General features: G+C 71.6%; 9 protein-coding genes. 5 read left to right on the forward strand and 4 right to left on the reverse strand.

Going from position 1 to position 12765, the window contains the following annotated elements; genetic code table 11:
• Window positions 1-79: 79 nt before the first annotated feature.
• From G3A44_RS10645 to G3A44_RS10655, 3 genes are all read right to left on the reverse strand, one after another.
• Window positions 80-1033, reverse strand: coding sequence for an alpha-E domain-containing protein (locus G3A44_RS10645; protein WP_163457502.1), 954 nt, complete (start codon window positions 1031-1033; stop codon window positions 80-82).
• Window positions 1034-1059: 26 nt separating this feature from the next.
• On the reverse strand, window positions 1060-2496 hold the full coding sequence (locus G3A44_RS10650) for a circularly permuted type 2 ATP-grasp protein (RefSeq protein WP_163457503.1): 1437 nt from the start codon (window positions 2494-2496) through the stop codon (window positions 1060-1062).
• Between the two features lie 311 nt (window positions 2497-2807).
• The gene (locus tag G3A44_RS10655; protein WP_163457504.1) at window positions 2808-5405 is read right to left on the reverse strand and encodes a DNA internalization-related competence protein ComEC/Rec2; all 2598 of its coding nucleotides are present in this window, start codon (window positions 5403-5405) and stop codon (window positions 2808-2810) included.
• 107 nt (window positions 5406-5512) lie between these two features.
• Between G3A44_RS10655 and G3A44_RS10660 the strand changes: the two genes are divergently transcribed.
• The 3 genes from G3A44_RS10660 to ubiM all read left to right on the forward strand — a co-directional run bounded on the left by G3A44_RS10660 (window position 5513) and on the right by ubiM (window position 7982).
• Complete coding sequence (locus G3A44_RS10660; protein ID WP_163457505.1) at window positions 5513-5977, forward strand: RidA family protein; 465 nt, start codon at window positions 5513-5515, stop codon at window positions 5975-5977.
• Between the two features lie 5 nt (window positions 5978-5982).
• A complete protein-coding gene (locus G3A44_RS10665) occupies window positions 5983-6474 on the forward strand; it encodes a disulfide bond formation protein B (RefSeq protein ID WP_163457506.1) in 492 nt (163 codons plus the stop codon).
• 146 nt (window positions 6475-6620) lie between these two features.
• Window positions 6621-7982, forward strand: a complete 1362-nt coding sequence (gene ubiM, locus G3A44_RS10670; protein ID WP_310734359.1) for a 5-demethoxyubiquinol-8 5-hydroxylase UbiM — start codon at window positions 6621-6623, stop codon at window positions 7980-7982.
• A gap of 68 nt (window positions 7983-8050) precedes the next feature.
• On the opposite strand, the gene polA is transcribed toward ubiM, so the two are convergent.
• Window positions 8051-10912 (reverse strand): DNA polymerase I, encoded by a 2862-nt coding sequence (gene polA / locus G3A44_RS10675; RefSeq protein ID WP_163457508.1) that lies wholly within the window; start codon window positions 10910-10912, stop codon window positions 8051-8053.
• Window positions 10913-10990: 78 nt separating this feature from the next.
• Here polA and G3A44_RS10680 point away from each other — a divergent pair, with 78 nt between their 5' ends.
• Entirely contained in the window at window positions 10991-11953 is a 963-nt protein-coding gene (locus G3A44_RS10680) for a homoserine kinase (RefSeq protein WP_163457509.1), read from the forward strand.
• A gap of 5 nt (window positions 11954-11958) precedes the next feature.
• Window positions 11959-12759 (forward strand): BPSS1780 family membrane protein, encoded by an 801-nt coding sequence (locus G3A44_RS10685; RefSeq protein WP_163457510.1) that lies wholly within the window; start codon window positions 11959-11961, stop codon window positions 12757-12759.
• Window positions 12760-12765 lie beyond the last annotated feature (6 nt).

The following is a 12765-nucleotide window of genomic DNA, read 5'->3' on the forward strand; positions in this document are numbered from 1 at the left end:
GGGGGGCGGCCCGGCGAAGGCTGGCTTGCCTTCAGCGTGGCCGCCCCGGATGACATGGGCGTGGCAGCGTGGCGCCGGCTCAGGCCGGCACGAGGAAGTCGCGGCTGATGCCGGCTCCCAGGTCGCCCACCCGGTCCAGGAACTGGGTGAGGTAGGCGTGCAGACCGGTGTGCAGGATCTCGTCGATGCGGCCGTAGTCCAGATCGGCGCGCAGGCGACCAGCGCGGCGCAGGGTGTCGCCCGACTGCTCGTTGGCCACCAGCTTGAGGTTGCCCTCCACCTTGCTGATGCAGTGTGCCAGCGAGCGCGGCATGTCGTGGCGCAGGATCAGCAACTCGGCCACCTTCTCGGGCTGGATCACGTTGCGGTAGACCTTGCGGTAGATCTCGAAGCCGGAGACCGAGCGCAGGATGGCCGACCAGTGGTAGAAGTCCAGCTCGGCGTCCTTCTCGCTGGCCGCCCCGTAGAAGTCGCTCTCCACGGCGTGAAACTTCACGTCCAGCAGGCGCGCGGTGTTGTCCGCCCGCTCCAGGAAGGAGCCGATGCGGATGAAGTAGAAGGCCTCATCCTGCAGCATGGTGCCCACGGTCACGCCGCGGCTGAGGTGGGAGCGGAACTTCACCCACTCGAACACGCTGGCCGGATCCTTGGCCAGCACACCGGTGGCCAGCAGCCGGTTGAACTCCAGCCAGGTCTGGTTGGTGGTTTCCCAGACCTCGGTGGTCACGGCACCGCGCACAGCGCGGGCGTTTTCCCGGGCGGCACGCAGGCAGCACAGGATGGACGAGGGGTTGCGCTCGTCCCTGACCATGAACTCGATCACCTGGCGCGCGGTGATGCCCTGGTAGCGGCTGTGGTAATCGGCGCTCAGCTCCGACAGCGAGAGCAGCGAACGCCAACCCTGCTCGGCCACGGCGGCCGACTGTGGCAGCAGCGAGGTCTGGTAGTTGACGTCCAGCAGGCGGGCGGTGTTTTCCGCACGCTCCATGTAGCGGGCCATCCAGAACAGATGGTCGGCGGTTCTTGACAACATGCTCGGTGTCTTTCGTCGTCTCGGTGTCAGTCTTCCAGCACCCAGGTGTCCTTGGTGCCGCCGCCCTGGCTGGAGTTGACCACCAGGGAGCCCTCCTTGAGCGCCACCCGGGTCAGGCCACCGGGCACCATCTGCACGCTCTTGGTGCCCGAGAGCACGAAGGGGCGCAGGTCGATGTGCCGCGGGGCGATGCCCGACTCCACGAAGGTCGGGCAGGTGGACAGGCTCAGCGTGGGCTGGGCGATGTAGTTGCTGGGGTTGGCCAGCAGGTGCTCACGGAAGGCCGCGATCTCGGCCTTGGTGGCCGCCGGGCCCACCAGCATGCCGTAGCCGCCGGCACCATGCACTTCCTTGACCACCAACTCGCCCAGGTGGTCCAGCACGTATTGCAGGTCGCCCTTCTCGCGGCACAGGTAGGTGGGCACGTTGTTCAGGATGGGCTTCTCGCCCAGGTAGAACTCCACCATCTTGGGCACATAGGGGTAGATGGACTTGTCGTCCGCAATGCCGGTGCCGATGGCGTTGGACAAGGTCACGTTGCCGGCCTTGTACGCCGCCACCAGGCCGGGGCAGCCCAGGGTGGAGTCCTTGCGGAAGACCTGCGGGTCCAGAAAGTCGTCGTCCAGGCGGCGGTAGATCACGTCCACCCGGCGCGGGCCGCGCGTGGTGCGCATGAACACGTAGTTGTCCTTGACGAACAGGTCCTGGCCCTCGACCAGCTCCACCCCCATCTGCTGCGCCAGGAAGGCGTGCTCGAAATAGGCGGAGTTGTACATGCCGGGTGTCATGACCACCACGGTGGGGTCGTTCACGCCGGCCGGGGCGACGCTGCGCAGGGTATCCAGCAGCAGGTCCGGGTAATGGGCCACCGGCGCCACCCGGTGCTCGGAGAACAGCTCGGGGAAAAGCCGCATCATCATCTTGCGGTTCTCGAGCATGTAGCTCACGCCGCTGGGCACCCGCAGGTTGTCCTCCAGCACGTAGTAGCTGCCCGAGCCGTCGGCGTTGGCCGCCCGCACGATGTCGATGCCTGCGATCTGCGAGTACAGGCCACCGGGCACGTCCACGCCCATCATTTCAGGGCGGAACTGGGCGTTCTGCAGGATCTGCTCGGCCGGGATCAGTCCCGCCTTGAGGATCTCCTGGCCGTGGTAGATGTCGTGGATGAAGCGGTTGAGCGCGGTCACCCGCTGCGCCAGCCCCTTCTCCATCTGTCGCCACTCGGCAGCCGGGATGATGCGGGGGATCAGGTCAAACGGGATCAGGCGCTCGGTGCCTTCGCCCGAATCCTTGTCCCCGTAGACCGCGAAGGTGATGCCGACACGGCGGAAGATCATTTCCGCCTCATCCCGCCTCGCCTTCATCGTCTCCCGCGGCTGGGCTGCCAGCCAACGGTCATAAGTGGTGTAGTGCTCGCGGACCGCGGCACCCTGGGCATGCATTTCGTCGAAGCTGGGTCTCATTCACGCTCTCCTGCGTAGCTCACTCTAGCAATAGCCGCACCAGCTGCGGCATGCGCCGACGCGCTGCGGCACAGCTGCAACAGACCCCGGGGAGAATCCGGATGGAAGCTTGATCCAGGACAAGCTTGTTCAGCGGGGGTCATGGAATCCCGAAGGGACCGCCCCCCGCCGCGACCCGCCGCCTGCCGCCAGCACCGCACCGGCCTGTGGGCGGGGCCTCCCCCCCCCACACGGCGCACCGCGTCATCCCGAACGCACCACTTAAGTGCACATACAGGCGCATGGGCCAGGATGCACGGCACCAGGCCCGCTCATGGTGCATGGCGGTCGGTCCAGACGCGACCTTGGCGGTCACGCTCGCACGACATGTGGCCTGCCCGCCACTGCCAGGCACCACATTGGTCCGTGCGCACCAGCTTGGCACCCAGCGCCTGCACCCGGGCCACCACCTCGGGGGCCGGATGCCCGAAACGGTTGAGGTGGCCCGCCTGCGCCACGGTCCAGCGGGGCGCCACCGCCGCCAGGAAATCGGGATGGCTGGAAGTGCGGCTGCCGTGGTGGCCCAGGATCAGCACGGTGGCATGCAGACCGGCGGCCCCGTGGCGCTGCAGCAGCGCCAGCTCGCCCGCCTGGTCCAGGTCACCCGTGACCAGCAGCACCTCGCCGGCGTCGGACGCCACCCGCAGCACGCAGCTGGCGGCATTGCCATGGTCCTGCCCGGCCCGGGGCGGGGCCTCGGGATGCAGCATCTCGAACTGCACCCCCGCCAGGGTCCAGCGCTGCCCGGCTTGACAGGCGGCACTGCCCGGCGCACGGCCCCGCCATAACGGATGCGCAGGCGGCAGGGTGGCCAACAGGCGGGCCTCGGGCCAAGCCGCCAGCACCGCCGCGGCTCCGCCGGCGTGGTCCTGATCCTGGTGGGTGACCACCAGGGTGTGCAGCCCGGTGCGCCCCAGGCCCAAGGCCTGCAGCGCCGGCAGCAGCACCCGGGCGCCCGCATCCTGCCCACCGGGCCAGGCCGGCCCGGCGTCCACCAGCACCGCCCCGGCGCCGGTGCGCACCAGCAGGGCGGCGCCCTGCCCCACCTCAAAGGCCCACAGCTCCAGCCGCCCCGGGGCCGGCACCAGCACCACCGGCCACAGGGCGGGCAGCCAGCAGGCCAGGGCCGCCCACCGCCACAGCAGCGGTCCCGGCACGACCGCCAGCACGCCACCCAGCAGCAGCAGGGCCCAGGCGGCAGGCGTCAGCGCCGGCACCGGCCAGGTGGCCGCCGGCCAGTCGGCCGCCCAGGCCAGTCCCTGGTGCAACGGGGCCACCAGGGCGTGGGCCAAGTCCCAGGCGGTGGGCCACAACAAACCGGCCAGGGCCAGCGGAAGGATGCCGAAGCTCACCCACGGCACCGCCACCAGGTTGACCAGCAGACCAGCCAGGGACACCTGCCCGAAACACAGGGCCGACAGCGGCGCCAGGCCCCAGCCCGCCACCCACTGGGTGCGCAAGCCCGCCCGCAAGGCCCGGCCCAGGCGCTGCCAGCGGCCGGGGGCCGGTGCGTCCGCCTCGCCGGTGGCCGGCGGCGTCTGCCCACCCAGCATCAGCAGCGCCACGGCCCCGAAGGACAGCCAGAAGCCCGGCGCCAGGAGTGCCCAGGGGTCGGCCACCGCCAGGGCCGCCGCCACCACCGCGCACTGCAGCAGCCCCGGCCAGCCCCGCCCGCCCTGGCGCAGGGCCACCGCCAGGCCCAGCATGCCCACGGTGCGCTGCGCCGGCACGCCCCAGCCGGCCAGCAGCGCATACAGCGCCGCCAAGGCCCAGCCGGCCCAGCGTCCGGCCACCACCGCCGGCACCCGGTGCGGCAGACCGGGCAGCAGACGGCACCACCGGCCGGCCACCGCCATCGCCCCCCAGGCGAACAAGGTGATGTGCAACCCGCTGATGCTGACCAGGTGGGCGATGCCGGTGTCGCGGTACCAGGCCCAGGCCTGGGGATCCACCGCCGCCTGGTCGCCCACCGCCAGCGCTGCCAACAAACCCGCCGTGGCCGGATCGGGCACCCGCAGCAGGATGGCGTCGCGCCAGCGCTGGCGGGCGGCGTCGAGTTGCTCCAGCGGGTGCCAGGGTCGGGCAGGCCCCAGCCACTGCGGAGCCACCGGTGCGCCGGTCCAGACGGTGCCGACCGCCATGATCCCGGCCTCGAAGTCGCGCCGCTCGGCGTCGCCACCCCCCGGGTTGCGCAGACCGTGCGGCGGGTGCAGTCGCACCGGCCAGCCCCAACGGCTGCCGGCCTGCAGCGCCCCCGCCGCGGTGCCACTCTGCGGACCCGCCTGGCCACCCGGCGGCGCCAGGCCCGCCGCCTGGGCCGACCAGCTCAGCCGCACCCGGCCAGGCGGGCTGCGGCCATCCACCCCAAGCACAACCCGGGCGGCCGCATCGCGCAGTTCCTCCACCTCCACCTCAAAGCGCAGGCCCTGGGCATCCCATTGGGGCAGGCCGCTGACGCGGCCGGTGAGCCACAAGGGCGCCTGGACCTGGGCCGCTGGCAGCCGCTGGGCCAGGCGCTCGGCCGAGCGTTGGGCCACTGCCAGGGTCTGCAGGGCCCCAGCAGCTGTGGCGGCCAGCCACCAGCCGGGCCCTGGTACCGCCCAGGCACGTGGGGCCCGGGGTGGCGCCGGAGGGCCGCCGCGCCACCGGCACCAGGCCCCCAGGCCCAGCAGCGCCGCCACGGCCAGGCCCGCCCAGGCGCCGCGCACGCCCGGCCCGGGCAGCTCCACCCACTGCAGCGCCGCCCAGGTGGCCGCCAGCGGCGCCAGGGTCAGCAGCAGCAGGCCGGCCAGCACGCCTTGGGGTGGCGCCGCGCCGTCCGGCTCCGCGGCAGTGGCAGGGGGCGACAAGGACGGAACGGGGCCGGTCATGCGCGGCAGTGTGGGGGGCACCCGGCACGGCGCGCATCCCCCGTTGGGGGCGGCAAGGGCCGCGGTGTAGCATCCCGGGCTTTCCCTGATCTGGAGCCGAGCCGACCATGTCCGCCATCACCGCACGCCTGCAAGAACTGGGCATCACCCTGCCCGCCGTGGCCGTTCCCGCCGCCGCTTACGTGCCTTTTGTGCAGACCGGCAAGCTGGTGTTCCTCTCGGGCCACATCGCCAAGAAGGACGGCAAGCCGTGGGTGGGCCAGCTGGGCGTGAACATGGAGACCGCCGAGGGCCAGGCCGCGGCGCGGGCCATCGCCATCGACCTGATGGGCACCCTGCAGGCCGCCTGTGGCGGTGACCTGGACCGCGTGGCCCGCATCGTCAAGGTGATGAGCCTGGTGAACTCCGCCCCCACCTACACCGAGCAGCACCTGGTGACCAACGGCTGTTCCGAGCTGCTGGGCCAGGTCTTCGGCGCCGCCGGCGCCCATGCCCGCAGCGCCTTCGGCGTGGCCCAGATTCCGCTGGGCGCCTGCGTCGAGATCGAACTGATCGCCGAGCTCAAGGACTGATGGTCATGGCCCAGGGTGGACTCCTCAGCCGGGCCGGTGCCCTGCTCGGCTTCGTCACCGTGGCCTGCTGGGGCGGCGTGGGTGGTGCGCTGGTCTCCCAGTACATGTTTGACATGCCGCCCTGCCCCTGGTGCACGCTGCAGCGGCTGATCTTCCTGGTGATCGGCCTGCTGGCCCTGGTGGGCGCGCTGATGCCCTGGATCACGCCACGTCGCGTGCTGGCCGGCGCCGGTGCGGTGCTGGCCCTGTGCGGCATGGCCGCCGCCTTATGGCAGCACCTGGTGGCCGCGGCCAGTGCTTCGTGCAACCTGACACTGGCCGACAAGATCCTGGATGCGCTGGGCCTGTTCGAGCTGGCGCCCTCGGTCTTTGCGCCCATGGCCAGCTGCGCCGAGGCCGCCGTGAACCTGCTGGGCGTGCCCTATGCCTACTGGAGCCTGGCGCTGTTCCTGATCTGCGGCGCGGTCTGCGTGCAGGTCACCCGGCTGACCCGCTGAGCGCGCCGGCGCGGCCTGCCGGCCTCCCCCTGTCCGTGCTGGGGGCTTAAGGCAGCGCAAGGCCGCCACTGCCGGGCCGCGCCATCATGCGCAGTTGGCTGCCCGGCCGCCGCCGTGGCCGGGCCCGATGCCCCAAGGATGACCCCGTGAACGCCTCCGACGCCCCCTCCCCTTCCTCTCCCGGCCCCGACGTGCTCATCGTGGGGGCGGGTCCGGCGGGCCTGGCCCTGGCCTGTGCGCTGGCCGACGCCGGCCTGCGCAGCCATGTGCTGGAGCAACAGCCGCTGGACGCCCTGGTCGACCCGCCGGAAGACGGACGGGACATCGCCCTGACCCACCGCGCCCGGCGCATCTTCACCCAGCTGGGCCTGTGGGAGCGCCTGCCGCAGGAGGAGATCGCCCCGCTGCTGCGTGCCCAGGTGACCAACGGCGACTCGCCCCATGTGCTGCCCTTCAGCGCCGAGGACGATGGCCACCCTCAACTGGGCTGGCTGGTGCCCAACCACCGCATCCGTGCCGCCTGCCACGCCGGCGCCCGGGCGCGTGCCACGCACATCACGCTCACCGGCGACGCCCGAGTCACCGGCCTGAGCCGCGACGCCGACCGCGCCACGCTCACCCTGGCCGATGGCCAGACCCTGTCGGCGCCGCTGGTGGTGGCCGCCGACAGCCGCTTCTCCACCGTGCGGCGCATGGCCGGCATCGGGGCCCGCATGCTGGACTTCGGCCGCACGGCCATCGTCTGCCGCATGGCCCACAGCCTGCCGCACGACGGCACGGCGCATGAGTGCTTCTTACACGGCCACACCCTGGCCATGCTGCCCATGGCGGGCCACCAGTCCTCGGCGGTGTGGACGGTCAAGAGCGATGGGGCCGCAGCCATCCTGGGGCTCAGCCCTGAAGGCTTTGCCCAGGCGGTGGACGAGGCCTTTGGCCACAAGCTGGGCACGCTGACCCAGAGCGGCCAGCGCCATGCCTACCCCTTGGTGGCGGTGTATGCCGAGCGCTTCTGCGGACCGCGCTTCGTGCTGGTGGGCGACTCGGCGGTGGGCATGCACCCGGTGACCGCCCATGGCTACAACTTCGGGCTCTACGGGGTGGAGGTGCTGGCCGCCGAGCTGGCCCGGGCGCATGCCGCCGGCCGGGACCTGGGCGACGCCAGCAGCCCGCACAGCCCGCTGCAGGCCTACGCCCGGGAGCACCAGCGAGTCACGCTGCCGATTTATCTGGGCACGAACGTGGTGGTCAAGCTGTTCACCAACGACCAGCCGGCCGCCAAGCTGGCCCGCGAGGCCATCGTGCGGGCCACCAACCTGCTGCCGCCCATCAAGGCCGCGGTGACGCGCCAGCTCACCGGTGACCGCCTGGGTTCGCCCCTGGGTGCGCTGGCACCGGGCTGGCTGCGCGAGCGTCTGCGGGACCTGCCCCCGCCACCGCGGCCGGGCTGGCCGCCACTGCCGAGCCTGCCCGGCCTGCTGGAGCGCCTGCCCCTGCCGCCGCGACGCTGAGGCCGCGTCCGCGGCGCCCGCCACGCACGCATGGTGCGGCAGGGTGCCGCGTGATGTCGCCAGCCCCTTCAGTGCGCCTCATCCCAATTGGCGCCCACGCCCACCTCGGCCAGCAGCGGCACGCTCCACTGGGCCACGCCGGCCATCAGGGCGGGCACCTGGGCCTTGACCCAGTCCAGCTCGGCCTCGGGCACCTCGAACACCAGTTCATCGTGCACCTGCATCACCATGCGGGTGGCCAGGCCGCCCGCATCCAAGGCCTGCTGCACAGCGATCATGGCCAGCTTGATCAGGTCGGCCGCCGTGCCCTGCATGGGGGCGTTGATGGCCTGGCGCTCGGCACCGGCACGGCGCGGGCCGCTGCCGCCCTTGATCTCCGGCAGCACGATGCGCCGGCCGAACAGGGTCTCGACATAGCCCTTGTCGCGGGCACTGGCCTTGGTGGCCTCCATGTAGCGCAGCACGCCGGCAAAGCGGTCGAAGTAGCGGTCGATGTAGGTCTTGGCGGCCTTCTGGTCGATGCCCAGGCTCTGCGCCAGGCCGAAGGCACCCATGCCGTAGATCAGCCCGAAATTGATGGTCTTGGCGTAGCGGCGCTGTTCGGCGGTGACCGCCTCGGTGGCGATGCCAAAGACTTCGGCCGCCGTGGCGCGGTGCACGTCCAGCCCCTGCGCAAAGGCGCGGGTCAGGCCCGGGTCGCCGCTGATGTGGGCCATGATGCGCAGCTCAATTTGCGAGTAGTCCGCGCTCACCAGCACATGGCCGGGCGGGGCGATGAAGGCCTCGCGCACCCGGCGGCCTTCGGCGGTGCGGATGGGGATGTTCTGCAGGTTGGGGTCGTTGCTGGACAGGCGGCCGGTCACGGCCACGGCCTGCGCGTAATGGGTGTGCAGGCGGCCGGTGCCGGGGTGGATCAGGCCGGGCAGCTTGTCGGTGTAGGTGCCCTTGAGCTTGGCCAGGCTGCGGTGCTCCAGCAGGCGGGCGGGCAGCGGGTAGTCGGCCGCCAGCTCCAGCAGCACCTCCTCGTCGGTGCTGGGCGCGCCGGTGGCGGTCTTCTTCTTGACCGGCAGGCCCAGGCGGCCGAACAGGATCTCGCCAATCTGCTTGGGGCTGGCCATGTTGAAGGGCTGGCCGGCCAAGGTGTAGGCCTCCTGTTCCAGCGCCACCATGCGCTCGGCCAGTTGCTGGCTCTGGGCCTGCAAGCGGGCCGGGTCGATCAGCACGCCGTGGCGCTCGATGCGGGCCAGGATGGCCGAGGCCGGCATTTCAATGGCCTCGTAGACGAAGTTCAAGCCGGGCTCGGCCTGCAACTGGGGCAGCAGGGTCTGGTGGACCTGCAGGCACATCTCGCTGTCTTCGCCGCTGTAGGTGGTGGCCCGCTCCACATCCACCTGCGAGAAGGGGATCTGGTTGGCCCCCTTGCCGCACAGTTCCTCATAGCTCAGGCCCTTACGGCCCAGGTGGCGCTCGGCCAGGCTCTCCAGGCTGTGCTTGAGGTGGGCCTCCAGCACATAGCTCTGCAGCAGGGTGTCGTGGCGGTAGCCGCGCACGGTGATGCCGTGGTTGGCGAACACATGCACGTCGTATTTGATGTGCTGGCCCAGCTTGGCCGCGGCGGGGTCTTCCAGCCAGGGCTTCAAGCGCGCCAGCACGGCGTCCAGCGGCAGCTGCTCGGGCGCGCCGGCGTAGTCGTGCGCCAGCGGCACGTAGGCCGCGCGGCCCGGCTCCACAGCAACGCTCAGGCCCACGATGCGGGCGCGCAAAGCGTCCAGCGAATCGGTCTCGGTGTCCAGCGCCACCAGGGGCGCGGCCTGCAGCCGGGCCAGCCAGGCCTCCAGCTGCTCCCAGGTGGTGACGGTTTCATATTCGCGGGCCAAGGCCGACGAGGCCGCCGGCGCCGCCACCGCACCACTGGCCGCCGAGGGCACGTCAAACAGGCCCGGCGTGGCGCCCAGGGGCACCGGGGCGGGCACGGCCTCTGAAGCCGGGCGGCCGAGCTTGGCCTCCAGCTCGCGCTTGCCGCTGCGAAAGCCATAGCGGGCGAAGAAGTCGAGCAGACCCTCGTCGTCCTGCGGGCGCAGGGCCAGGGCGTCCAGCGCCCCCTCGCCAGGCCAGCCGGGGATGTGGGCCGCCAGGTCACAGTCGGTCTGGATGGTGATGAGGCGCCGGCCCATCGGCAGCCAATCCAGCGCCTTGCGCAAGTTCTCACCCGTGACGCCCTTGAAGCTGGCGGCGGCAGCGACGATGGCGTCCAGACTGCCGTGCTCGGCCAGCCACTTCACCGCGGTCTTGGGGCCCACCTTCTCCACGCCCGGCACGTTATCCACCGTGTCACCGATGAGGGTGAGGTAATCGATGATGCGATCGGGCGGCACCCCGAACTTGGCGGTCACGCCGGCAATGTCCAGCTCCTCGGGCGGCTTGGCCATGGTGTTGATCAGCGTCACCTGCGCCGTGACCAGCTGGGCCATGTCCTTGTCACCGGTGGAGATCACCACCCGGTGGCCACAGGCCTCGCCCAGCCTCGCCAGGGTGCCGATGGCGTCGTCGGCCTCGATGCCGGGCACCTCCAGCACGGGCCAGCCCAGCAGGCGCACCACCTCATGGATGGGCTCGATCTGGGCGCGCAGGTCGTCGGGCATGGGCGCGCGCTGGGCCTTGTAGTCGGGGTACCAGGCGTCGCGGAAGGTGGGGCCCTTGGCGTCGAACACGCACACCGCGTGCTGCGCCCCCAGGTGGTCGCGCAGCCAGTTCATCATGTTGACCATGCCGTGGATGGCGCCCGTGGGCACCCCCTCGGGCCCGCGCAGGTCGGGCATGGCGTGGAAAGCACGGTAGAGGTAGCTGGAGCCGTCCACCAGCAGCAGCAAGGGGGCGGCGGGGGAAGCGGCGGCGTCGGCGCCAGCCGGCGCGGCGGGGGTCTCGTTCATCGCTCGGATTGTCGCGCCGCCGGGCCTGGCAAGGCCCGGCACGGGCAAGCGGGTCGCCACAGCCGCGACAATCGCCCCATGGCCGTCTACACCCATGTCACCCCCGCCGAGGTGCAGCCCCTGCTGCACGCGCTGGGCCTGGGCACTCTGGAGCTTCTGGAGCCCATCGCCTCAGGCATCGAGAACACCAACTATTTCGTCACCACCGGCCAGGGCCGCTGGGTGCTCACCCTGTTCGAGCGCCTGCAGGCGGACCAGCTGCCCTACTACCTGGAACTGATGCGGCACCTGGCCGGACAGGGCCTGCCGGTGCCCATGCCGGTGGCGCACCCGCAGACCGGTGCCTTGGTGCATGCCCTGGCCGGCAAGCCTGCCGGCCTGGTCAGCCGCCTGAGCGGACGCAGCCTGGATCGCCCTGGCCCCGCCCAGCTGGCCCAGTTGGGCACCACCCTGGCCGGCATGCACCGGGCGGTGGAGGGCTTCCCCCTGCGCCAACCCAATTTGCGGGGACTGGACTGGCAGCGCCAGGCAGCCCGGCAGGTGGCGCCCTACCTGGACACGGCCAGTGCCGCCCTGCTGGCCCAGGAGCTGGCGCTGCAGGAGGCCTTCCGCCGTGACCAAGCCCTGGGGCTGCCGGTCGGCGCGGTGCACGCCGACCTGTTCCGCGACAACACCCTGTTCGACGGCGCCGGCGAGCAGGCCCGACTGAGCGGGGTGCTGGACTTCTACTTTGCCGGCGATGAGCTGCTGACCTACGACCTGGCGGTGGTGATCAATGACTGGTGCGTGGACCTGGACAGTGGCGCGCTGCAGCCCGAGCTGGCCCAGGCCCTGCTGCAGGCCTACCAGGCCGAGCGGCCACTGAGCCCCGCCGAGCAGGCGGCCCTGCCGGTGCTGCGCCGGGGTGCCGCCCTGCGCTTCTGGCTCTCGCGCCTGGCCGACTGGCACCTGCCGCGGCCGGCCAGCCTGCTCACGCCCAAGCCGCCACAGCATTTCGAGCGCGTGCTGCGGCAGGCCGCCCTCCAGCCGCCAACCGTCTGACCGCCATGGGATTCAAGCTTCTGACCGTGCCGGCTGGCGCCGGGCTGCAATGGGTGCTGGCGGGCCTGCAGGAGATGCGCCGCCACCCGCTGGCCTACGGCGGCATCATGGCGGTGGCCTTCGCGCTGCTGATGGTGCTGGGCAGCCTGCCGGTGATCGGCCCGCCGATGATGCTGGCCAGCGTGCCGCTGCTCAACCTGGCCTTCATGATGGCGGTGCACGCCAGCCGCCAAGGCCACAAGCCCGGGGCGGGCGTGTTCCTGGCCCCTTGGGTGGCGCCGGGCACCGAACGCCGCCAGCGCCTGCTGGCCCTGTGTGGCGCCTACATGGCGGCCTCCATGGTGGCGGTGCTGCTGGGCTCCTGGGTGGACGGGGGCGCCATGGCGCGGTTGATGGACGCCATGGCCAGCGACGACGCGTCGCCCGAAACGGTGGACAGCCTGATGCAGGCCCCCGGCCTGCTGGCCGGCCTGCTGGTGCGACTGGGCCTGACGGTGCTGGTCAGCGTGCCCTTCTGGCATGCGCCGGCCCTCATCGTCTGGGCCGACCAGGGCGTGGCCCAGTCGCTGTTCTCCAGCACCCTGGCCATGGCCCGGGCCTGGCCGGCCTTCACCCTCTACGGGCTGGGCTGGGTGGTGGTGCTCGGGGTGGCTGGCAGCCTGATCTCGGCGCTGACGGGCCTGCTGCAGCTGGGCAGCCTGGGCGTGCTGGTGCTGCTGCCGCTGATGACGCTGATGGTCAGTGCCTACTACGTGTCGCAGTACCACACCTTCGTGGGCTGTTTCGTGGTGCGCGAGCAGGAATGAGCCGCC

The sequence above is a fragment of the Ideonella livida genome, from assembly GCF_010499455.1.
Lineage (GTDB): Bacteria > Pseudomonadota > Gammaproteobacteria > Burkholderiales > Burkholderiaceae_C > Ideonella > Ideonella livida.